Source organism: Candidatus Caccoplasma merdavium, from assembly GCA_018715595.1.
GTDB classification, from domain to species: domain Bacteria; phylum Bacteroidota; class Bacteroidia; order Bacteroidales; family UBA11471; genus Caccoplasma; species Caccoplasma merdavium.
In genome coordinates, this window is record DVLI01000007.1 from 105,916 (window position 1) to 127,816 (window position 21,901).

At 53.9% G+C, this 21,901-nt stretch carries 18 protein-coding genes and 1 tRNA gene; 9 read left to right on the top strand and 10 right to left on the bottom strand.

The window, feature by feature from the left end; all coding sequences use genetic code 11:
* Window positions 1-9: 9 nt before the first annotated feature.
* Genes lpxA through IAD09_02090 form a run of 4 tightly spaced genes read right to left on the bottom strand, consistent with a single transcriptional unit; the run spans window position 10 to window position 6,613 of the window.
* Window positions 10-798, bottom strand: coding sequence for an acyl-ACP--UDP-N-acetylglucosamine O-acyltransferase (gene lpxA / locus IAD09_02075; protein HIT81019.1), 789 nt, complete (start codon window positions 796-798; stop codon window positions 10-12).
* Between the two features lie 19 nt (window positions 799-817).
* Window positions 818-2,224: an efflux transporter outer membrane subunit gene (locus IAD09_02080; protein ID HIT81020.1), complete on the bottom strand. Its 1,407-nt coding sequence runs from the start codon at window positions 2,222-2,224 to the stop codon at window positions 818-820.
* 29 nt (window positions 2,225-2,253) lie between these two features.
* Window positions 2,254-5,427: an efflux RND transporter permease subunit gene (locus tag IAD09_02085; protein ID HIT81021.1), complete on the bottom strand. Its 3,174-nt coding sequence runs from the start codon at window positions 5,425-5,427 to the stop codon at window positions 2,254-2,256.
* Between the two features lie 43 nt (window positions 5,428-5,470).
* Entirely contained in the window at window positions 5,471-6,613 is a 1,143-nt protein-coding gene (locus tag IAD09_02090; protein ID HIT81022.1) for an efflux RND transporter periplasmic adaptor subunit, read from the bottom strand.
* A gap of 356 nt (window positions 6,614-6,969) precedes the next feature.
* On the opposite strand from IAD09_02090, the gene IAD09_02095 reads away from it, so the two are divergent.
* The 5 genes from IAD09_02095 (at window position 6,970) to IAD09_02115 (ending at window position 11,169) form a co-directional block, all read left to right on the top strand.
* On the top strand, window positions 6,970-7,206 hold the full coding sequence (locus tag IAD09_02095) for a hypothetical protein (GenBank protein ID HIT81023.1): 237 nt from the start codon (window positions 6,970-6,972) through the stop codon (window positions 7,204-7,206).
* A gap of 10 nt (window positions 7,207-7,216) precedes the next feature.
* Window positions 7,217-7,558, top strand: coding sequence for a cell division protein ZapA (locus IAD09_02100; GenBank protein HIT81024.1), 342 nt, complete (start codon window positions 7,217-7,219; stop codon window positions 7,556-7,558).
* 93 nt (window positions 7,559-7,651) lie between these two features.
* A complete protein-coding gene (gene rny / locus IAD09_02105; protein ID HIT81025.1) occupies window positions 7,652-9,190 on the top strand; it encodes a ribonuclease Y in 1,539 nt (512 codons plus the stop codon).
* Window positions 9,191-9,257: 67 nt separating this feature from the next.
* Window positions 9,258-10,712 carry a hypothetical protein gene (locus IAD09_02110; GenBank protein HIT81026.1) on the top strand — a complete coding sequence of 485 codons (1,455 nt, stop codon included), beginning with the start codon at window positions 9,258-9,260 and terminating at the stop codon, window positions 10,710-10,712.
* Window positions 10,705-11,169, top strand: coding sequence for a gliding motility lipoprotein GldH (locus IAD09_02115; protein HIT81027.1), 465 nt, complete (start codon window positions 10,705-10,707; stop codon window positions 11,167-11,169). The genes IAD09_02110 and IAD09_02115 overlap by 8 nt, the downstream gene beginning before the upstream one ends.
* A 77-nt stretch (window positions 11,170-11,246) precedes the next feature.
* Here the strand turns inward: IAD09_02115 and IAD09_02120 are convergent, their stop codons facing one another.
* The 5 genes from IAD09_02120 to IAD09_02140 form a co-directional block, all read right to left on the bottom strand.
* Entirely contained in the window at window positions 11,247-12,464 is a 1,218-nt protein-coding gene (locus tag IAD09_02120; GenBank protein HIT81028.1) for an ABC transporter permease, read from the bottom strand.
* A gap of 19 nt (window positions 12,465-12,483) precedes the next feature.
* Window positions 12,484-13,665 (bottom strand): ABC transporter permease, encoded by a 1,182-nt coding sequence (locus IAD09_02125; protein HIT81029.1) that lies wholly within the window; start codon window positions 13,663-13,665, stop codon window positions 12,484-12,486.
* 12 nt (window positions 13,666-13,677) lie between these two features.
* Window positions 13,678-14,682: an efflux RND transporter periplasmic adaptor subunit gene (locus IAD09_02130; GenBank protein HIT81030.1), complete on the bottom strand. Its 1,005-nt coding sequence runs from the start codon at window positions 14,680-14,682 to the stop codon at window positions 13,678-13,680.
* A gap of 31 nt (window positions 14,683-14,713) precedes the next feature.
* Window positions 14,714-16,171 carry a TolC family protein gene (locus IAD09_02135; GenBank protein ID HIT81031.1) on the bottom strand — a complete coding sequence of 486 codons (1,458 nt, stop codon included), beginning with the start codon at window positions 16,169-16,171 and terminating at the stop codon, window positions 14,714-14,716.
* Window positions 16,172-16,510: 339 nt separating this feature from the next.
* The gene (locus IAD09_02140; protein HIT81032.1) at window positions 16,511-17,407 is read right to left on the bottom strand and encodes a hypothetical protein; all 897 of its coding nucleotides are present in this window, start codon (window positions 17,405-17,407) and stop codon (window positions 16,511-16,513) included.
* 266 nt (window positions 17,408-17,673) lie between these two features.
* Here IAD09_02140 and IAD09_02145 point away from each other — a divergent pair, with 266 nt between their 5' ends.
* The 4 genes from IAD09_02145 to IAD09_02160 are packed head-to-tail and all read left to right on the top strand — an operon-like array spanning window position 17,674 to window position 21,619.
* Window positions 17,674-18,315: a PASTA domain-containing protein gene (locus IAD09_02145; GenBank protein ID HIT81033.1), complete on the top strand. Its 642-nt coding sequence runs from the start codon at window positions 17,674-17,676 to the stop codon at window positions 18,313-18,315.
* An 11-nt stretch (window positions 18,316-18,326) separates the two neighbouring features.
* Window positions 18,327-19,388 carry an RluA family pseudouridine synthase gene (locus IAD09_02150; protein HIT81034.1) on the top strand — a complete coding sequence of 354 codons (1,062 nt, stop codon included), beginning with the start codon at window positions 18,327-18,329 and terminating at the stop codon, window positions 19,386-19,388.
* A 49-nt stretch (window positions 19,389-19,437) separates the two neighbouring features.
* Window positions 19,438-20,427 carry a D-alanine--D-alanine ligase gene (locus IAD09_02155; GenBank protein ID HIT81035.1) on the top strand — a complete coding sequence of 330 codons (990 nt, stop codon included), beginning with the start codon at window positions 19,438-19,440 and terminating at the stop codon, window positions 20,425-20,427.
* Window positions 20,428-20,470: 43 nt separating this feature from the next.
* The gene (locus IAD09_02160) at window positions 20,471-21,619 is read left to right on the top strand and encodes an acyltransferase (protein ID HIT81036.1); all 1,149 of its coding nucleotides are present in this window, start codon (window positions 20,471-20,473) and stop codon (window positions 21,617-21,619) included.
* A gap of 63 nt (window positions 21,620-21,682) precedes the next feature.
* On the opposite strand, the gene IAD09_02165 is transcribed toward IAD09_02160, so the two are convergent.
* Window positions 21,683-21,756: transfer RNA gene (locus IAD09_02165), tRNA-Thr, on the bottom strand.
* Between the last annotated feature and the right edge of the window lie 145 nt (window positions 21,757-21,901).

Sequence of the window (21,901 nt, forward strand, 5' to 3'; positions counted from 1 at the left end):
GAGATAGGGTTACAATCCTTCTTCTCCGTAGGTGGCGATGATACCCATCTTCGACTCTTGTATAAAGTTCAGGATATAATCGATTTCGGGTGTGGCGGCACATACGTCCTTGATACGCAGTATGGCATTTTCCAAACTGGTGCCGGAACCATAGATTTGGCGATAGGCCAAGGCGATGTTTTCGATTGTGGCTTCTTCGAACCCGTTGCGTCGCATCACAAAGGCATCGATGCCTTTGTAGGTGATGGGGTTGTGAGCAGCCAGGATATAGGGCGGAATGTCTTTGCCGGTGCGGCAGCCGCTCTTGATGAGGGCCCAACTGCCAACACGGCAATTCTCCTTGATGATGACACGTCCGCCCAAGATGGCTTTGCTGTGTATGTGGCAATCGCCCGAGAGGTCGCATTCGATACCGAGAATGCAATCGTCGTCGATGCGGCAGTCGTGGCCGATGCGGGTACCTTTGAGCAGGTAGTTGCGGTTACCGATGACGGTTTCTCCGTCGGGTAGGGTGGCACGGTTGATGACGACGTATTCGCGTATGACATTGTTGTTGCCGATGGTGAGGCGAGTGGTTTCTCCTTTGAAGCGGAAGTCTTGCGGTTCGGCACCGAGAATGGCTCCTTGGAACACGCGGTTGTTCTTGCCCAGGGTGGTTCCTGCCAATACGCTGGCGTAAGGCAGTATCTCACAGTTGTCACCGATGACAACATTCTTGTCGACATAGGCAAAGGGGTGAATGGTGACATTGTTCCCGATTTGCGCTTTGGCGTCGACGTATGCTAATGGACTGATCATAGTATGACGTTTTAAGGTTTTACTTGGCGTTTTCCTCTATTTCACGGCCGCCACCCAAGGCGTGGTACAGGCTCACGACAGCTACCATGCATTGGTAGGTGTCGGAGACTTCCGAGAGTTGGGCGCTCAGCAGAGACTGTTGGGCGGTCAAAACTTCGAGGTAGGTCGAGGTTCCCAGCTTCATGAGCGACTCGGTCGATTCCACGGCTCTTTGCAGAGCTTCGACCTGGCGGGTGCGTTGGGATAAAATTTCCTTGTTGGCTTGGAACTCATAGAGGGCGTCGCTTACCTCTTTGCCGGCATTGAGAATCGTTTGCTGGAAGTTGATGGCGGCGATTTCCTGTTGGGCTTTGGCGGCTTTCAAGTTGGCGATGTTGCTACCGTGGTTGAACAGGGGCTGCACGAGCGAAGCCGCAGCCGAAAGGAGAATTTTCCCGGGATTGACAATGGCACTACCGGCCGAATTGGTCCATCCGGCCGAACCCGAGATGACCAAGTTGGGATAGAGGGCCGAGCGAGCAATGTTGGCGCTGTAATAGGCCGCAGCCAAGCTTAGTTCGGCCGATTGTACGTCGGGTCGGTTGGCGAGCATCTGCACCGGTACGCCCACATGCAGAATTTCGGGCAACACCTGGTCTTCGAAGTTGCCCCGCTCGATGGTTTGTGGGGCTTTGTAGAGGAGGGTTGCCAAGCTGTTCTCGGTCTCTCTGATTTGTTGGCGCAACGAGGGTATCGATGCGGCAATGGCATGACAGTTGGCCTCGCTTTGGGCAACGGCGGCTTCATTGGTCATGCCGGCCTCTTTCATCGATTTCATCATCTCGACGCTTTGTTGCCACAGCAGGGCTGTCTCTTCGGTGATGGCGAGTTGCTTGTCGAGCATGAGCAGCGTGTAGTACCCGTTGGCGATGGTGGCGATAAGTTGTGTGCGCACGGCTTGTTGGTAGGCTCGGCTTTGCATCAGCGCGGCTTTTGCGTTGCGTTTGGAGTTGAGCACGCGGCCGAAGATGTCGATTTCCCAACTGGCCGATACCGGCACGTTATAGGTCCAAGTGCCTTTCGACCCATCGAAACTGCTCACCCCTCCTTGGGGCGTCAGGTTGAGAGATGGCAGGAATGCAAGTTGGGCGGCACGGAAACTGGCTTGGGCCGATTCGACTTGCAACATGGCCGTTCTCAGGTCGCTGTTGTTTTCAAGACCTTGTCGGATAAGGTCTTGCAGAATGGGGTCTGTGAAGATGTCGGTCCAAGGGAGGTCGCCGATGTTCAGGCTGTCGGCCGCGAGGGTATCGGTAACCGATACCGTGTCGCGGAACAGTCCTTGGACGTCCATGTCGGGACGTTCGTATTTTTTATATATGTGGCAACTGTTGAGCGTGGTCGCCAACAAGATGCCGCATACCGTATAGGAGATGATTCGTTTCATTCGTTTCGTTTTAGAGGGTTTCGGCGAACTTATTTCGCATATTGTTCGATTTCAGAAATAACGTCCTTGTTGTCGAGGTCGTCCCATACGAGCGGTTTGAAGCGTTCTTGTATGCTTTGGAAGACGACAAACAGGGCCGGCACGATGAATATCTGGCAAATCATACCGATGAGCATACCGCCCACGGCACCTGCACCGAGGGTGCTGTTACCGTTGGCACCTACACCGGAGGCAAACATCATGGGCAACAGACCGATGACCATGGCCAGAGAGGTCATGAGGATAGGACGCAGACGGGCTGCGGCACCGTCGATGGCGGCATTGATGATGGGCATACCGGTGCGCCGGCGGTCGAGGGCGAACTCAACGATAAGAATGGCGTTCTTGGCCAACAGACCGATAAGCATGATCAAGGCGATTTGCAGGTAGATGTTGTTTTCGACACCCATAATCCATGCGAAGATGAAGCTGCCGGCAAGGCCGAACGGTATCGACATGATAACGGAGAGCGGCAGAATGTAGCTTTCGTATTGGGCGCTCAACAAGAGGTAGACGAAGACGAGGCAGAGCAGGAAGATGATGGCGGTAGTTCCGCTGCTCGAACTTTGCTCCTCACGGGTCATACCCGAGAATTCGTATCCGTAACCTACCGGCAGCGTCTGGGCTGCCACTTCCTCTATGGCCTTGATGGCTTCACCCGAGCTGTATCCGTCGGCGGGGTTACCGTTTACGCTGATGGAGGTGAACATGTTGAACCGCTTGATGTTGTCGGGCCCATACACTTTCTGCAAGGTGATGAAGTTGGTGATGGGAGCCATTTCGCTTCCGTTGCGGATTTTGATTTTGTTGAGGCTTTCGGGACTGACGCGGGCTTCGGGGTCGGCCTGGATCATGACACGATAGAGCTTACCGAACCGGTTGAAGTTCGACGAGTACATACCTCCCAAGTAGCCTTGCAGGGCGGCAAGTACGTCGCTGGGGCTGATGCCGGCCTGTTTGCACTTGGCCACATCTACATCGACGCGGTATTGCGGGAAGTTGGGGTTGAAGGTCGTCGAAGCCATGGCGATTTCGGGTCGTTTCAATAGCTCGGCGATGAATTCCTGGGCAACTTGGTAGAAATCGTCGAGCGAGCCTCCCGTCTTGTCTTGCAGGTTCAGTTCGAAACCGTTACTGATACTGTAACCGGGAATCATAGGCGGAGCGAAGCAGAGCACACGGGCATCTTTTACCTGCATGGCGCACTGGGCATAGATGGCGCCGATGACAGAGTTGGCGTCCATGCCTTCTCCGGTACGTTCTTCCCAAGGTTTCAGTTTGCAGATGAACGAACCGTAGGTGTTGCCTTGTCCGCCGAGGAAGCTGAACCCGATGATCTGGGTGCGGCTTTGCATGGCGGGCTGGGCGCCCAGTATCCGGTCGATTTGGGCCATCACCTCTTCGGTGCGTTCTTGGGATGTTCCCGGTTGTAGGTCGGCCGTAACCATGATGGTTCCCGTGTCTTCATTGGGCACGAATCCGGTAGGCGTGACGTTCATCAGCACAATAAGCACGATGATGCCGACAATGACTCCGGCAAACGAGAACTTCTTGTGATGGACGAAGATGGAAACACTCTTCTTGTAACGTGCCAACATATTGTTGTAGGCCACATTGAAGGCGGTGTGGAAACGGCTGATGAATGTCGTCTTGTGCTTACCGTCTTTATTGTGCGGCTTGAGGAACATGGCGCACAAGGCGGGGCTCAACGTCAAGGCGTTGATGGCCGAGAAGCCGATGGCAAAAGCCATGGTGAGACCGAACTGGCGGTAGAAGGTTCCCGACGTGCCGGGCATGAAGCTCACGGGAATGAACACCGACATCATCACAAGCGTGATGGAGATGATGGCACCCGAGAGCTCGCTCATGGCATCGATGGAGGCTTTGCGCGGAGACTGGTAACCCTGGTCGAGTTTGGCATGTACGCCCTCGACGACCACTATCGCGTCGTCGACCACAATGGCGATGGCCAATACCAAGGCGCAGAGGGTCAGCAGGTTGAGGCTGAATCCGATGAGGTACAGGGCAAAGAACGTACCGATGAGCGATACGGGAATGGCGATGGTGGGAATAAGCGTGGAACGAATATCCTGCAAGAAGATATACACCACGAAGAACACGAGAATGAAGGCTTCGATGAGGGTCTTGATAACCTCGTAGATCGATGCGTAAAGGAAGTCATTGGAGTCCATCGTCACATCGATTTCGAGACCCGGGGGAAGTGTTGGCCTTATCTCGTCGAGCAGTTCGGTAATATCTTCGATGATGGCGGTGGCATTGGAGCCGGCGGTCTGGTATATCATGGCCGATACGGCGTTGTGCCCGTTCTGGAAGTTTTTGAAGTTGTAGTAGAGCCGGCCCAGTTCGATGTCGGCAACATCTTTGAGGTAAAGAATCTCGCCGTTATCGTTGGCGCTGATGACCATGTTGCCGAATTCCTCGGGGGTGGTCAAGCGGCCTTTATAGGTCAGCACATACTGGAACGACTGGTCGCCTTGCGCACCAAATTGTCCCGGGGCAGCCTCTATGTTCTGTTCGGCCAATATGCCGGTAATGTCGCTGGGCATCAAGCCGTATTGGGCCATGACATCGGGTTTGAGCCAAATACGCATCGAGTAGTCCGATGCCATGACGTTGGCTTCACCTACACCCGAGACACGTTGAATCAAAGGAATGATATTGATTTTGGCGTAGTTTTCGATGAATTCTATGTCATAGCGGTCGTCGGGGCTGTACAACGAGAATACCATGAGCATGCTGGTCTGCCGCTTTTGCGTGGTCACACCCACTTGGGTTACCTCGCTGGGCAGCAGGTTTTGTGCTTGGGATACGCGGTTCTGTACTTTTACCGAGGCCATGTCGGGGTCGGTGCCCTGTTTGAAGTAAATCGTGATACTGGCCGAACCGGTGTTGGTGGCGGTAGAGGTCATGTAGGTCATGTCTTCCACACCGTTGATCGACTCTTCGAGCGGCGCGATGACACTGTTCAGAATCGTTTGGGCGTTTGCACCGGTGTAAGAGGTGGACACTTGGATTGTGGGCGGTGCAATATCGGGATATTGGGTGACGGGCAAGAAGAGGAGCCCCAAAATACCCAGTATGACCATGAATATCGAAATCACGGTCGAGAGTACCGGGCGGTTGATAAATCTGTCTAACTTCATAATGGATATTTTGCGAAGTTTGTGTTATTGGTTATTTGGGGGCTTACTTTTGTGCGGGTTGAGCCTCTTGTGCCCCGGCCACTTTGATGGTCATGCCGTCTTTGAGCGAATTCACGCCTTCGATGACAATGCGGTCGCCTTCTTTCAATCCCGAAACGACCATGTACTCTTTGCCGTTGTCGATCGATGCGATGCCTACTTCGGTCGATTTCACGGTGGAGTCATCGTTCAGTACATACACGAATTTCTTGTCCTGTATTTCGTAGGTGGCCTTTTGGGGAATGAGAATGGCGTGGTCGTTTTTCATCGGAATGAGAATGTTGCCCGAGCCTCCGGTGCGCAGCAAGCGGTCGGGGTTCTTGAAGGTGGCGCGCATGCTCGACGAGCCCGTCTGGGTGTCGATGATACCGCTTACGGTCTCGATTTTACCTTTCAGCGGGTAGGTCGAGCCGTCGGCCAGTTGCAGCGATACGGCCGGCAGTTTCGACAGGAAGTTGTTGGCTCCGTACTGGGCGGCCATTTCCATGATTTGTTTCTCGGTCATCGAGAAGTAGACATACATCTCGGAGTTGTCCGACACCGTGGTGAGCGGCGTGGCCATGGCCGACGATACGAGGCTTCCTACCCGATAGGGAATCGAGCCTACGATGCCGCTGAGCGGGCTGGTCACGCGGGTGTAGGAGTCGTTGTTGCGGGCATTCACCAGTTGGGCTTCGCTCAGGGCCAGTTGGGCCAGCGCCGAAGCGTAGTCGTTCTCGGCCATTTGCAGGTCATATTCGCTGATGATGCCTTTCTGTTGCAGCACCCGTTTGTTCTCGGCCGTGAGACGTGCGGTCTCGGCCGTGGCTTTGGCCGATTCTACGGTGGCTTCGGCAATTTTCAAAGCGGCTTTGTAGGGAATCGTATCGACAACAAAAAGGACGTCGCCTTTCTTTACGAGAGAGCCTTCGTCGACAAGAAGCTCGGTGAGGAACCCGCTGACGTTGGGTCGTATCTCAATGTCTTGTTTACCTTTGATGCGGGCAGGATAGCTGGTGTACCACTCCATCGAGGAGGGTTGCAAAGTCATCACGGCATATTCGCGGGCAAATCCGCCCATGCCTTGTGAATTATTTCCTTCACAGGAAAACAACGAAATGCACAGTATCGCACAAGCGATAGTCTGAATAGATGATTTCAATTTCATAGATAATTGCACTTTATTTTATCATTGATGTGTCTCATTCTGCAAAGTAGACGGATTCCGTATAGCCAACAACTGTTAAATGAGGCCGTCCCGAACCCCTACTGCCTTAAACAAAAAGCACGGCAAAACTCCTCGTGAAGAGGGATTTTCCGGCCTTGTATAATACGGGACAAAGATAGGGATAATGTGTGTATAATAGAGAGAAATAATGAAAATAAAATGAAAAAAGTAGAGAAAAGCCGACAATAAGTTGCGTTATTGGAAATGAAACCCTATATTTGTATAGATTTTTGTGTGAAATGGCAAGTAGCCCGAGAAATGCAGTCGACAGCTTGCGGAATCATGTGGCGGAGTTGATGTCTCGCCATACCGCGTTGGTAGAGCGATGTGCGCGTCTCGAAGCCTTGTTGCAGGAGCGAGAGCAGTCGATTGCCACCCTGCAACGGGAATTGGAAGAAATCCATGCCAAATACAGAAGTCTGGCGATGGCGCAGGCCGTGACAACGCAAGAAGCCGATGTGGCCGCAGCGCGTAGCCGATTTGATAAGTTGGTGCGGGAAATCGACAAATGCATCTCTCTCTTGAACGAATAGAACAGATGCGATGAACGATAAACAAAGTAGACAACGTATAACTGTTACAATAGCCAACCGCTCTTACACCCTGTATGTCGAGCGTGACAAGCTCGCCGAGCAGGAACCTCTTGCGCGGAGAGCCGCCGAGTTGGTGGGAAAAAGAGCCGGTCAATATGAAACCCGTTTTGGAGAGTCGTCCAAGCTCGATGTGCAAGACTTGGTCTCCATGGCCGCTTGGGACATTGCTTATGACTTTCTGAAATTGCAGTCGACGCACGATGCCGACCTGATGGCGCGGGAATTAGAACGTATCGATACCGAACTGGAAAGCTATATGCAACATGCCGGAACTTCGCCGGAAGACGATTGATAACATAAAAACAATACTTTATCCTGCACTGCAACAAGACAATACGCTCTTGATGCGGTGCTTTTTTTAACCTAAAAACACGAACAGATGGAAATGATAACATTACTGTCGGCCGGTGCCTTGATAGGTCTTGTTGTGGGAGTGGTCATATGCTTGATACTCTACAAGGTACGTCTCAATGCCCGGTCCCGCTCGATTCTCGATGAGGCCCGAGCCGAAGCCGAAACGATAAAAAGAGACAAAATGCTTGAAGTCAAAGAGAAATTTATCTCGATGAAAGCCGACCTCGAAAAGCAGATGGCCGTGCGCAGCGCCAAAGTGCAATCGGCCGAAGCCAAAGCCCGCCAGCGCGAGATGCAGCTCAATCAGCAACAACAAGAGTTGCAGCGCAAGAAAACCGAGGTTGAAGCCATTCGCACCAGTCTCACCTCGCAGGTCGAAGTCGTGGAAAAAAAGAAAACCGAGCTCGAACGCCTGCACAAAGCCGAAATCGAAAAACTCGAACATATCTCGGGACTCTCGGCCGAAGAGGCCAAAGACCGTCTTGTGGAGTCGTTGAAAGAAGAGGCCAAGACACAGGCAGCCTCGTACATAAACGATATCATGGACGAAGCCCGCATGACGGCCAACAAGGAGGCCAAGAGCATCGTCATCAAGACAATCCAACGCGTGGCCACCGAAACGGCCATCGAAAACTCGGTCACCGTATTCCACATCGACTCCGATGAAATCAAGGGCCGCATCATCGGACGCGAAGGCCGCAACATACGCGCTCTCGAAGCCGCTACCGGCATCGAAATCATTGTCGACGACACCCCCGAAGCCATCGTGCTGTCGGGCTTCGACCCCGTGCGTCGCGAAATCGCCCGCTTGGCCTTGCACCAGCTGGTGACCGACGGCCGCATACACCCGGCCCGCATCGAAGAGGTCGTGGCCAAGGTACGCAAGCAGGTCGAAGAAGAAATCGTCGAGACCGGTAAACGCACCGCCATCGACTTGGGTATCCACGGCCTGCACCCCGAACTTATCCGCCTCGTCGGAAAGATGAAATACCGCTCGTCCTACGGACAGAACCTCTTGCAGCACTCACGCGAGACCGCCAACCTCTGCGCCATCATGGCCTCGGAGCTCGGCCTCAATCCCAAGAAGGCCAAACGTGCCGGTCTCCTGCACGACATCGGTAAAGTACCCGACGACGAGCCCGAGTTGCCACACGCCCTGCTGGGTATGAAACTCGCCGAGAAGTACAAGGAGAAACCCGAAATTTGCAATGCCATCGGTGCCCACCACGACGAGACCGAAATGACCAGCCTGCTGGCACCCATCGTGCAGGTGTGCGACGCCATTTCGGGAGCCCGTCCCGGTGCCCGTCGCGAGATTGTCGAGGCATACATCAAGCGTCTCAATGACCTCGAACAGCTGGCGCTCTCTTATCCCGGTGTGCTCAAAACCTATGCCATTCAGGCCGGTCGTGAATTGCGTGTCATCGTGGGCGCCGACAAAATCGACGACTCCGAGATAGAAACCCTCTCGGCCGAAATCGCCAAACGCATTCAAGACGAGATGACCTATCCCGGGCAGGTGAAAATCACCGTCATTCGCGAGACCCGCGCCGTAAGTTTTGCCAAGTAAGAACAGCCATTCACCCGCGCCTGTGCGTACCGACCCGTGCGCACAGGTGGGTATATAAGTTATCAACATGGACAATAAACAACCCGAAAACCTCAACCATACCCTGCCCGAGCAGCAACCCACACCCGACGAGTCGGCCGCTGTCGTGGCACAGTGCGGCGGGAAGCTCCATTGCTACGACTGGCTGTCGGATATACCCGAGTCGCACGATGACACCGAGATGGTCGAGGTGCAATTCAAGAATACGCGTAAGGGATACTATAAAAACTCGGTGCACCTGCGTCTCGAAAAAGGCGACATCGTCGCCGTCGAGGGCAATCCCGGCCATGACATCGGGGTCGTTTCGCTCACCGGCCGTCTCGTTCTCTTGCAGATGAGGAAAAACGGCGTGAGAATCGACAATCCCGACCTCAAACGGGTCTATCGCAAAGCCAAACCCAACGACCTCGAAAAATACCGAGAGGCCAAGGCCAAGGAACACTCCACCATGCTGCGGGCCCGCAAAATTGCCGAAGACCTTCATCTGAATATGAAAATCGGCGATGTCGAGTATCAGGGCGACGGCAACAAGGCCATCTTCTATTACATCGCCGATGACCGGGTCGACTTCCGCCAGCTCATCAAGGTCTTGGCCGAAGTCTTTCGCGTGCGCATCGAGATGAAGCAGATCGGTGCCCGGCAGGAGGCCGGCCGCATCGGCGGTATCGGCCCTTGCGGACGACAACTCTGTTGCTCGTCGTGGATGAGCAATTTCGTGTCGGTAGCCACCAGTGCCGCCCGTTTCCAGGACATCTCGCTCAACCCGCAAAAGTTGGCCGGGCAATGTGCCAAGCTCAAATGTTGCCTCAACTTCGAGGTCGACGCCTACGTCGAAGCGCAAAAACGGTTGCCCTCGCGTGAGATACCGCTTGAAACACAGGAAGGAACCTTCTTCCATTTCAAGACCGATATTTTCAAGAGGGAGATTACCTACTCCTCGTCCAAGGAGGTGGCCGCCAATCTCGTGACCATTGACGCCGGCCGGGCTTTTGAAGTGATTGCGCTCAACAAGCGGGGAATAAAACCCGACACACTGCTCGTCGAGAGTGGAAAAGAACCCGTCCGCAAAGAGTTTGAAGATGTCGTCGGTCAGGACAGCGTTACCCGATTTGACAAGAAAAACCGCCCGAATACCGCCGGCAACCGCAAGAAAAAGAAGAAAGGCGGCGGCGAGAACCATGCTCCGGCATCGACCGACGCTTCCCGCTCGGGAAATCCGTCGGCCAACCAGACGGGTGCGGCTCCGTCACCGGCTCCTTCGTCATCGGGCACCGAGTCGCAACCTAATGCTCCTCAGCGGGAAAAGGGGCCGCGCTCCAACAACAACCGTCGACCCGATAACCGCCGCAATAATCCCCCCCGCCGGGACAACAACCGCCGGGGCAATGAAGGAAATCCCGAACGGGAGAATCGTCGCAATAATGAGGCGGCCTCCGGGCAAAATGCGCCCCGGCCCAAAAACGCACCCGAAAAAAATGAGTAGGCTGCCCCTCTGTTTGGTCGTGTTGATGGGGCTCGCGACGGCTTGCCGCTTTGCCCCGAACGAAGTGCAGGCCTACCGGCATATCGACCCGCAAGGTTGGTATGCCGATTCACTCGTGCAGATAGATTTTCCCGTCGTCGATACCCTCTCCCTCTACGATATGCGATTGGAGTTGCGTCATACCGATGACTACAACTATGCCAATCTCTGGCTTTTTATCACTACCGTCTCGCCCGACGGCGCGCAGCGTGTCGATACGCTCAATGCCACCTTGTGCGACACCTATGGGCGCTGGTTGGGTTCGGGCATAGGAGAGCGATTGCAGCAGGAAATCCCCATCAAGTCGGCTTTGCGCTTCGACCGGTCGGGGACGTGGCACATCGTCATACAGCAAGGCATGCGCGACAACTGCCTCCCCGGTATTACCGAGGTGGGCATAAAGCTATCGGCTCCATAACGCGGCCGGTCAGGTACCGGCTGGCCCGGTTGAAAAGCGAGGGGTGAGAATCGTGATTCTCACCCCTCGCTTTGGCTTTATGTCGTTGCCATACGCTTGCGTTGTTTGTCTTTCCATATCTGGTAGCTGTAAGCGATGCAGGTCGTTATGAAATAGAAAATCGTGAGTCCCCACAAGTGCAGGAAGGGGCCTTTGACATCGGAAATCGATGCCCCCTCGGTATTCATGCGGATAAAACCTTCAACGCCCCAGGTCGAGGGTATCAGGCTGCCCAGGACCTGCCATACGGCTGGCATGCGGTCATAGGGCCATGTGATGCCGCTGACGAAGAGGAAAATCATCGACGTGAAGACGATGATGAGGAAGACGCTTTCCCGTTCGCGTACAAATACCGACAGGGTCATGCCGAAGAATATCGTGGCGAGCAGGAACGGTGCCATGAAGGCATATATCTCCCACTGGTCGCCCAGTTGCGGGTAGTCGAAAAACCACGGTATGATGTGCAGCATATACATGGTCGTGACGATGTAGAGGCTGTAATAGCAAATGGCTTTTCCCAAAACGAGGTGCAGTATGTTGTTGCGGATTTTCTCACGCGTCTGGTAATAGTGCCGCAGCTTGCCGTGCTCGTAAAATCCGCCGGCAAGCATGCCGATGCCGAGTATGAGGCTTTGTTGTATGATGACGATGAGGAGAGCCGGAATCACAAACGAGGCAAATCCACCCGTGGGATTGTAGAGCGTGAACGAGAAAGACGGTATGGGGTCGGTTACCATGTCGATTTGTGCCGGCGTGGCGCCGGTGAGCGTGCGACTTTGCAATTCCCGACCCATATCGAGCGATACATCGGTGAGGGTAATCAGGAAATTCTTGTAGTTGAGCAGCAGGCTCATGTCGGAGTAGAAAACGACGGGACTTTGTTCGCCCCGGGCCAGTTTCTTGTCGAAGTCGGCCGGAATTTCCAAAATACCGAAGCAGTCGCGTTGGTACATGAGCTCTTTGGCTTCGTCGAGGTTGGCGCAGTAGGAGAGGACTTTGGTGTTGGGCGAGGCATCGATGCGGCGGCACATTTCCCGGCTCAGTTGCGTGCGGGAGTTGTCAACCACGGCCAGCGGCACGTCGTTGACGACTTCGGGGTTGTATATGAACGCATAGAGCAACGGGTAGGCAAAGGGCAGGGCAAAGAAGAAAAGCATCGCGCCCATGTCGCGGAATACCGCCACATATTCCTTGCGCCAGATATAACATATATCGGCAAGGCCCGTTTTTATCGATTTCAAGAGTCTGTTTTCCATTGCGGTGCATTCTTGGAGGTCAGGCAACATAGACTTGCCGGCGCAATGCCCGTTTGAGCAGCGGCAGGAAAGGTAGTGCCAAAAGTGTGTAAATAAACAAGACCATATAGTGCAATCGGCTGTAATAGAGGGGGACGCCGTTGAGAGCCTGGTCGGCATAGATGATGAAGTAATGCCGGAGAGGCAGCATGTCGGTGAGCAGGTGGAAGGCCGGATACATGGCTTCGGCCGGGAATGAGATGCCGGCCAAAGAGAACGAAACGACACCGAAGAGCCCGCCCATGCTCAGCGCGATGCGCAGCGACGGGGCAATGCAGACGAAAAAGATGCTCACACCTTGCAAGGCCGTGACAAAGAGCAACATGGCTGCCAGCATGGGCCAAATGCCGTTTTGCAACGGGAAGTGGAAGTACCCGTAGAGCAGCGACAGGCAAAAAGCTCCCATGATAAAGAAGAGAAGAGTCTGCGGCAGCAACTTGCCGGTTACGGCCAAGAGGATATTGTCGTCGGCTGTTCTCAGCCATTCTCGCGATGTGGCGTGTTTGATTTCCGAGCCGATGGAGAAAATCGTGGTGAGCAAGATGATGACCCCGAGAACTCCCGGCAGGAAGGTGTTGTTGAGATAGACCGAGTAGCTTATCCACGGGTTGCCCAGCGGGTGCATGTCTACGGTGATGGGTTGAATTTGCGGTATGATGTCGCGTTCGTATTCACCCCGGGCCAAGAGGGTCTGCTGCACGGCTGCGGCGGCCGCCAGGGTGGTGGTCGTCTTGAAGCTGCGAAATTCCAAGGCTCCCGGTATCAGGTAGGCGTTGGTGGTGTAGTACGATAGTTCGGGGCGACGGTTGGCCATGAGGTCGGCTTCGAAGTCGGGCGGAATGATGACAAATCCGAAGATCTGGCCTTTTTGCATGGCTTCCCGTGCTTCGGAAAAACTGGTGTATTCTGTGGTTACGGCGAGGGAACTGACGGTCGTGAATTGCCGGGTGAGGTTGCGCGACGTGGCCGAGTGGTCGAGGTCGATTACCGCGGTAGGCAGCTCCTCGGGCAGGCCTCCGGCCATGAGCGAGAGGAAGAACACATAGCTCACCAGCGGTGCTATGACGATGGAGAACAGGTAGATGGGGCGCGACACAAGCTGGTGAAGCTCCCTGACGATAACCTGCCATAAGATTTTAGGCCCTGTTGCAAATGTTCCCATGACGAGAAGTGTTTAATCGAGCGGTTTTTTTACCAGGACCGACATGCCCGGCCGCAAATTCTCGACCGGTTGGGTGGGCCGGGCCTTGATTTGGAACGTGCGGGCATCATATCCTCCCGTTGCTTTGGTGGCACGCCACACGGCATAGGAGCCCATGTCTTTGATATAGTAGATTTTGAGGGTGACGGTTCTGTCTCCGAGTGCCGGAATCTGGGCCGTAATCTCTTTCCCCATGGTGAAGTATTGCAACAACTCCTCCCGCACGTTGAAGGTCACCCACATGTCGTCGAGTTGCAGCACGTTCATGATTGGGGCGCCGGTACCTACCAATTCGCTCACATGGGGGAATATCTCCGATATTTCACCGTCGACGGGTGCGGTGAGGTAAGAGTCGGCGAGGACCGATTTCACCTGTTCCACGCCGCCTTGTGCGGCGGTTACCATGGCGGCAGCGGCTTCTTTGTCTTCGACTTGGGCGCCTGTGCGCACCATCTCATATTGTGAGCGGGCCGCGCTTTCGGTGGCGACCATGGCTTTGTATTGCGCTTCGGCTTCATCGCGTTTCTGTGCCGAGACGACCCCTTTGAGATAAAGGGCTTCCATGCGGTTGAATGATTTCTGGGCTATTTCGAGTCCTGCCAAAGCCTGTTGCCACATGTCATAGGCCGATTGTATGACTTCGCTGCGGGCGCCTTTGTCCACTTTTTCGTTGGTTGCCTTATAAACATTTTCCATGGCCGTGGCTTGCCGGAGTTTGGCTTCTGCGTCGGGCGAAGAGATGCGCACCAGCGTGTCTCCGCTGTGTACCTGTTGTCCTTCTTCGACCCAGTATTCGGCGATGCGTCCCGGGAGTTTTCCCGAGATGCGTACCTGGGTGGCTTCGGCTTGTCCCTGTATGGTTTCGCTTTTCGGTTCGAGCAGGAAAAATCCGATAAGGGCTAAAATGATGATGACGATGATGACGGCAACCAATCCTATGGTTAAGCCTTTTTCTTTGTCTCTTTTGGGGGTGTCCATTGTATGTCGTTTTTTTGTTTTTCCGTGAAGGTTAGTATTTCATTTCGCCCAGGGCTTTGGCCAGGTAGACTTTGCACAGCCGGAGTTCTATCTGGGCGTCGATATATTCCGAGCGGGCCTTCAACCAGGCGGTTTGGGCTTCGAGCACATTGTCGGTGGTGAGTACACCTTCTTCAAAACCGATTTGAGCGTTGCGCAGGTTTTCATCGGCTTTTGCGAGGTTTTTCTCTGTCATGCCGGTGCGTTTGCCGGCCTCGTCGATTTTGAAAGTGGCTTGATTTACCTGCAATTCGATTTTTTCTTTGGCCTCGTCGAGTTCGAGTTGGGTGATGAGGCTTTCCGACTTGGCGGCGCGGTATTTGTAGACGTTGTCGCCCCAGTGGAGCAGGGGAATGCGCACCAGTACGCCGACGTTGAAGAAGCCTTTGAACTCTTTTTCAAAACCGTTGAAGAGGTTGGGGTTGGAAATCATGTAATTGCCCGTGAGCGCAACGGTGGGCAGCATGCCCGACAGGGCTATTTTTTGTTTGCTCCGGAAGATTTTCCCCGCCAGTGTGAGGCTTTGTATCTCGCTGCGGTTGGCATAGACGCTTTCCATGTCGGGCAACGGGGTATGCAACTGGGCCGAAGGTGTCTCCGGTTCCATTGTTTCATCGGCCAGTGAAAATTCTTGGTCGATGGGCATGCCGCACATTTGGGCGAGGACCATTTTGGCCAGGCTCAATCCGTTGTCGACTTGGGTGAGGGAGATTTGAGCTTCGTTGGATTTGACGGCGACGGTCAATCCGTCGGATTGGGTGGCGACCCCCTCGTCGATCATGGCCTGCACGTTGTATTGGAGCGAGTCGAGGAGGGCGGCGTAGCTTTCGGCCAAACGTTTTTTATGGGTGAGCGAGACGACCTGCCAATAGAGTTCGTCGACCTGATAGACAATTTCTTGTGCGGCGGTGCTTTGTTGGCTCTGTGCCAGTTCTTCGGCATATCGGGTGATCTTGTTGTAGGCTCGCAACTTGCCTCCCAGATAGAGCGGCTGTGTGAGGGAGATGTTTCCTACCCACATGTTGCGGGTGTCGGTGCGGAACTCGTCGACAATCTGCTGCCCGATGTTGTTGAGCGGTGTGGCCAGGTCGATGTTCCCGAGGGAAGCCAGTAATTGTCCCAAGGCGGGGTTGGTTGCCATGACCGCAGCTAGGGATTGTTGCAGGGCGGTACCCATTTGGGGCAATGTGCTTTTGAGGTTGTCGTTGAGCAAGGATATTTCTCGCGAGTTGTAGATGTATCCGCCGCTTGCGTCAATAGCGGGCAGGTAAGCCGAGAAAGCCGCTTTGCGGTTGTAGCGGGCTGCATTGATTTTAGCTTCGGCGATACGCAATTGCTTGTTGTTGTGCAAGGCCATCTGCCGGCAGGAGTCAAGGGTCAGCGGTTGCTGCGGTTGTGCCGACAGACTGATGAGCAGACCGAGAATTCCTATGACGATACGTTTTTTCATTGTTCCGGAATAATATTGATATGTCTTTTTATATACAATTTTATGGGTCTGTTTGTTTGACGAAACAGGAATATTTCGGGGCTTTGGACGCTCTCTTTTGTCGAATGTTTTTTATGAAATATTCCTGAGTGAAGGCTCTTATACCTTATCGTGTAGGCAAATATAAGGTATTTGCATGTGATTTTCATTCAGATTTTAGCCTCGAATTTCGACTAATTTCAGAAATTTTTACAGATTTGTCCTCAAAAGAAAATACTATGCGATAAATTGAACAACAAACCGTCACCCCCTGGGTGTCGTGTTTGGGGGTTGGAATTTCCGATGTTTGGTGAAAATTGATCAATCATTGAGCTCGAACGGTTGGCTCCCGATGAGTTGTGTGTCGGCATAGATGATTACATCATAACGACCCGCGGTCAGATATTCTTCGACTTTCCAGTTGAAATACATTTTTTCGTTGTTACCCGTGTAATCGATGATTTGTTGCAAGGAATAATAACACTCTTTGCCGTCGAGGGTGAATGTGTTGCTGCGGTCTTTGACCAAGGTCGAGCCGTCGGGCTTTACGATGCACACATAGATTTTCTTTTCGCCTGTCGCGGCCATGATATTGCGGGCGATGGCAAAATTTATCCTCAGCCGCGACACTTTGTCTTTGTCGCCGGTTTTGCGGCCGCGCTTGTTGAGCGGTTGTATGTCGATGTCGATGGCTTCGAGGCGGGAAGCCTGCGATACCTTTTCGTTGAGCTCATGGTTGTCTTTTTGCAGTTTCGAGGCTTCGTCCGATGCTTTGCGGTAGCGTTGCAGGGCGTCGTTTTTCTCGGCTTGCAGCTGGCGGTTTTCCCGGTTGAGGGAGTCGATGGCTGCCTGGTATGTTTTGATGTTGCTGCGCAGGTCGTGCAACACCTCTTGCAGGGAGTCGATGGTGATGGCGTCGATGTTCTTGCGGTTGCGTAGCTCTTCGAGCAGCCGCTGCACGCGGGCCTTTTCGCGGTCGAGCCTCAATATGAGCGAGTCGTTGCGGAGCCACACGGGATTGTTTTCGTATTGCCTGTATTCGTCGAAGATGGCGGTATATTCTTCTTCGAGTTTGGCCCGTTCCTTTTCGATGTTCACCTGCTCCTTGAAGTTCTTCATTTCCGAGCGTTGTAAGTAGACATAGGTCAGGAGCGCACCGATAAGTATTATCAGTACGGCACTGATAATAAGCCAAATGACAGAAACCTGTTTTTTCATTCTTTCTTGTTTTGAGATGCAGGTGAATCTTCCCGGAGACTTCGTCCGTAGGGGCTTGCGGAATTTTTAAGGCGTGTATGGCTCGGGGGAAGAGACAATACAAGGCAAAGATAATCACTTCTGTTACATGAAAAAAGCCGCAGCTCTCCTTTTTTTATAAAAAATACTTTTTAGGAAATTCTTCACTAAAATAAAACTCCTGTTGCCCTTTATTCCTTTGAAAATATGTTATCTTTGCAGCAATTCTTCGAAAAAAACAACTCCCTGTGAAAGTGCGTATTCGTTTTTTGTCGCTCGGATTACATATCCTCATCATGTTGGCGGTCGCTGTCGTGGCTGTCGTGGCTCTTTTCTTTTGGCTCGGGCGGTACACCCGTCACGGTGATGCTGTCGAGGTGCCCGATGTATGTGGCCTCTATTATCTCGATGCCGATGTGGCGTTGGCCGAGGGCGGCATGCATTCGATGGTCATCGACTCGATGTATATCGACGGGGTCGATAAAGGTCTTGTGCTCGACCAGGTGCCCCGGGCGGGAAGTACGGTGAAGAGCGGTCGCACGGTCTACCTCACCATCAATGCCCTCAGTCCCCGCAAAGTGACGATACCCGAGTTGAAAAATCTCTCCTACCGTCAGGCCGAAGCCATTGTCAAAGGCTTGGGAATGGCCGCTCCGCAGATTATCTATTGGAACTCCGAGTATAAGGATTTGGTCTTGAACGTCATGGCCGACGGGCGTCCCGTCGAGGCCGGTGACCGGTTGCCCGTGACGGCTCGCATCACCTTCTCGGTGGGCAATGGCATATATGCACCCACTCGCAAGATGATTGCACCGAAAGACTCCCTGGCGGCCGATTCGCTGAGGGTCGATTCGCTCTCTCAGGTTCCCTCGTTGTTACCCCCGCTTTAACTCGTTCCGAAATGGAAGACGAGATCAGATACGATGAAGATATAGAGCTCGACGACGGGGATTCCCGGCAAATGTATGAGCATTACAAGTTTGTCGCCGACAAGGGGCAGGAGTTGTTGCGCATCGACAAGTTCCTCGTGGCCCGCACGGGCAATGTCTCCCGCAACCGCATACAGCAAGCCGCCGAGGCCGGTTGCATTCTGGTCAACGGTAAACCGGTAAAATCGAACTACCGGGTCAAGCCCCTCGATGTCGTCTCCATCGTCATGGACCGGCCTCCTTATGAAAACGAAATCCTTCCCGAAAACATTCCCCTCGATGTCGTGTATGAAGACCGTGACGTGCTGGTGGTGAACAAGCCCGCCGGCCTTGTCGTGCACCCCGGCCACGGAAATTACACGGGAACTCTCCTCAATGCGTTGGCCTACCGCTTCAAGGACGACCCCGACTTCGACGTTACCGACCCGCGGCTCGGCTTGGTGCATCGCATCGACAAAGACACCTCGGGACTGTTGGTCATCGCCAAGACTCCCGAGGCCAAGACCTCCCTCGGCAAACAATTCTTCGAGAAGACCACCCAGCGCAAGTATGTGGCTTTGGTGTGGGGCCGCATCGAAGAACCCGGTGGCCGCATCGAAGGAAACATCGGCCGCAATCCCAAGGACCGCTTGCAGATGACCGTCTTTCCCGACGGTTCGCAAGGGAAACCTGCCGTGACCCACTATACCGTGCTCGAACGCCTGGGTTATGTCACACTGGTCGAGTGCCGGCTCGAAACCGGGCGTACCCACCAGATTAGGGTGCACATGAAACACATCGGCCACACCCTCTTCAACGATGCCCGTTATGGCGGAAACGAGGTGCTCAAAGGAACGACCTTTGCCAAGTACAGGCAGTTTGTGCACAACTGTTTCGAAGTGTGTCCCCGTCAGGCGTTGCATGCCAAGACCTTGGGCTTTGTGCACCCCACGACCGGAAAGCCTCTTTTCTTCGATTCGGAGTTGCCGGCCGACATGACGGCGCTCATCGAGCGCTGGCGCACCTATGTGTCTGGCCGCGAGACGATGGAATGAACCAGTAATTACCCTCTTATATAGTGTGTGAAAATTCAGCATTGAAACAATGAAAAAACGTAATATCGCCGTCGTTTTCGGCGGCTATTCTTCCGAGAATGTAGTTTCTCGTCGCAGTGCGCAGGGTATCGCTTCGTTTCTCGATGCCCGGCGGTATGCCATCTATTTGGTCGACATAGAGCCTGACCGTTGGACGGTCGAGATGGAGGGCGCCGAAAGTATCGACATCGACCGCAGCGACTTCTCCTTTGTCAAGGACGGAGAAAAAATCTCCTTCGACCTGGCCTACATCACCATACATGGCAACCCCGGCGAAAACGGTATTTTGCAGGGATATTTCGACATGTTGGGCATTCCCTATTCCTGCTGTGATGTCTTTGCGGCGGCTCTCACGTTCAACAAGTTTGCCTGCAACCGCTATCTCTCGCAACTCGGGTTCCATGTCGCCAAGGCCGTGCGCATCGACGCCGGAGAAGAGGTCGACCCCCAATCAATCGCCGAGGCGGTGGGATTTCCCTGTTTTATCAAGCCCAACCAAGGCGGGTCGAGCTTTGGAACGACAAAAGTGAAGGCCGTCGACGAGATATTGCCCGCCATAGCGGCCGCGCGAGCCGAAGACGACGGCGCGGTGCTTGCCGAGTCGTTTCTCGCCGGTACCGAGGTGTCGTGTGGCTGTTACAAGACACAGGCGGGTATGACCGCGCTTCCCATCACCGAAGTGGTGAGCAAAAACGAATTTTTCGATTACGAGGCCAAATACACGGCTTCGCGTGTCGAGGAGATTACGCCGGCTCGCATTTCGGACGAATTGACCCGCGAGATACAGACCTTGACGACCCGCATATATGACCTGATAGGTTGCAAGGGCATTATCCGGGCCGATTACATCATTGTCGACGGAGTGCCCTATCTGCTCGAAGTCAATACCACGCCCGGTATGACGGCCACCAGTTTCATACCCCAACAGGTGCGGGCTGCCGGTCTCGACATGACCACCGTGCTGACCGACCTGATAGAGACCGAATTGGCCCGTCGCTAATTTACTCATGACAGAACTCCGACTTTCAAACCCCCGATAGATTATGGAACAGACATTTGATTTCAGCGCGATACGTCCCTATGAGGGCGAAGAGGTGACGGCCGCTGCCGCCCGGTTGTGCCAGGAAGAACTTTTCCGCAAAGCCGTCGCATATATCGTGCCCGATACCGAGGCGTTTTTCCGCATACTGGCGGCTTGTCGCACGGTCGATGATTTCCAAATGCAACTGGCGTTGCCTTGCTTGCAAAAACTGGTGCAAAATACATCGGCCGGCATTACATCGGCCGGATTTTCCGACCTTTCCTCAAAAGACTGTTATACCTACATCACCAACCATCGCGATATTACGCTCGACTCGGCGTTCCTCAATGTCGTGTTGCATCTTAATGGATTCGACACTTGCGAAATAGCCATCGGCGACAACCTGCTCATCTATCCCTGGATTGTCGACTTCGTGCGACTGAATAAAAGTTTTATCGTCAATCGCAGTGTCCCGCGCCGGCAGATGCTCGAAGTCTCCTGCCGTTTGTCGGCCTATATCCACCACGCTTTGCACGACAAGAAACAGTCGGTGTGGATTGCCCAGCGCGAAGGCCGTTCCAAAAACTCCGACGACCGCACCCAGGAGAGCCTGGTAAAGATGTTCGCGTTGAGCGGCGGCGGCGATTTCCTTTCCAACATTCGCGCCTTGAATCTCGCGCCGGTGGCCATCTCTTATGAGTATGACCCCTGCGATTACCTCAAAGCCAAGGAGATGCAGCTCAAACGTGACGACCCCGATTACAAGAAACAGCCTTCGGACGACTTGGCCAATATGGCGACGGGTATCATCGGGTACAAGGGCCGTATCCATTTCGAGGCCTCGGCACCCATCAATCCGTTGCTCGAAAAAATCCCCGCCTCAACCCCTCGCGCCGAGCTGGCCGTGGCCGTAGGGCATATCATCGACCGGTCGATTCATGCTCATTATCGGCTCTATCCGGGCAACTATGTCGCCTATGACGAGTTGTGGGGCGCCGGCGCCATGTCGCAACACTATACCCCCGAGGAGAAAGCTACCTTTGACAAATATCTGCAAAGTCGGCTCGACAAGATAGAGGTGCCCGCCAAAGACGAGGTTTTCTTGCGCGAACGTCTGCTCGAAATGTATGCCTATCCCGTGCGCAACCAACTTCACGCGCTGGCCGAATAATAGTGCCGGGTAAATGATAAAAGAAGAGCGGTCGATGTCTTGACATCGACCGCTCTTCTTTTGAGCCGATAGGGGGATTCGAACCCTCGACCCCGAGATTACAAATCACGTGCTCTGGCCAACTGAGCTATATCGGCAGGTGGGTAAGCGATCTACATCGCGCCGCTACGACCTGCTACCCTTGCTGCGGTCAAGCCCTGGGGGGGTTGACAGGGAGCTGGCCGTGTAGGACTTACCCGCCGCAAAAGTAGATATTTTTTTTGTATCGGCAAGCAATTCTTT

Bases quoted from the DNA above. Each gene is read 5' to 3' on its own strand.
- lpxA (HIT81019.1), bottom strand. From the start codon at position 798: ATGATCAGTCCATTAGCATACGTCGACGCCAAAGCGCAAATCGGGAAC.
- IAD09_02080 (HIT81020.1), bottom strand. From the start codon at position 2,224: ATGAAACGAATCATCTCCTATACGGTATGCGGCATCTTGTTGGCGACC.
- IAD09_02085 (HIT81021.1), bottom strand. From the start codon at position 5,427: ATGAAGTTAGACAGATTTATCAACCGCCCGGTACTCTCGACCGTGATT.
- IAD09_02090 (HIT81022.1), bottom strand. From the start codon at position 6,613: ATGAAATTGAAATCATCTATTCAGACTATCGCTTGTGCGATACTGTGC.
- IAD09_02095 (HIT81023.1), top strand. From the start codon at position 6,970: ATGTCTCGCCATACCGCGTTGGTAGAGCGATGTGCGCGTCTCGAAGCC.
- IAD09_02100 (HIT81024.1), top strand. From the start codon at position 7,217: ATGAACGATAAACAAAGTAGACAACGTATAACTGTTACAATAGCCAAC.
- rny (HIT81025.1), top strand. From the start codon at position 7,652: ATGATAACATTACTGTCGGCCGGTGCCTTGATAGGTCTTGTTGTGGGA.
- IAD09_02110 (HIT81026.1), top strand. From the start codon at position 9,258: ATGGACAATAAACAACCCGAAAACCTCAACCATACCCTGCCCGAGCAG.
- IAD09_02115 (HIT81027.1), top strand. From the start codon at position 10,705: ATGAGTAGGCTGCCCCTCTGTTTGGTCGTGTTGATGGGGCTCGCGACG.
- IAD09_02120 (HIT81028.1), bottom strand. From the start codon at position 12,464: ATGGAAAACAGACTCTTGAAATCGATAAAAACGGGCCTTGCCGATATA.
- IAD09_02125 (HIT81029.1), bottom strand. From the start codon at position 13,665: ATGGGAACATTTGCAACAGGGCCTAAAATCTTATGGCAGGTTATCGTC.
- IAD09_02130 (HIT81030.1), bottom strand. From the start codon at position 14,682: ATGGACACCCCCAAAAGAGACAAAGAAAAAGGCTTAACCATAGGATTG.
- IAD09_02135 (HIT81031.1), bottom strand. From the start codon at position 16,171: ATGAAAAAACGTATCGTCATAGGAATTCTCGGTCTGCTCATCAGTCTG.
- IAD09_02140 (HIT81032.1), bottom strand. From the start codon at position 17,407: ATGAAAAAACAGGTTTCTGTCATTTGGCTTATTATCAGTGCCGTACTG.
- IAD09_02150 (HIT81034.1), top strand. From the start codon at position 18,327: ATGGAAGACGAGATCAGATACGATGAAGATATAGAGCTCGACGACGGG.
- IAD09_02155 (HIT81035.1), top strand. From the start codon at position 19,438: ATGAAAAAACGTAATATCGCCGTCGTTTTCGGCGGCTATTCTTCCGAG.
- IAD09_02160 (HIT81036.1), top strand. From the start codon at position 20,471: ATGGAACAGACATTTGATTTCAGCGCGATACGTCCCTATGAGGGCGAA.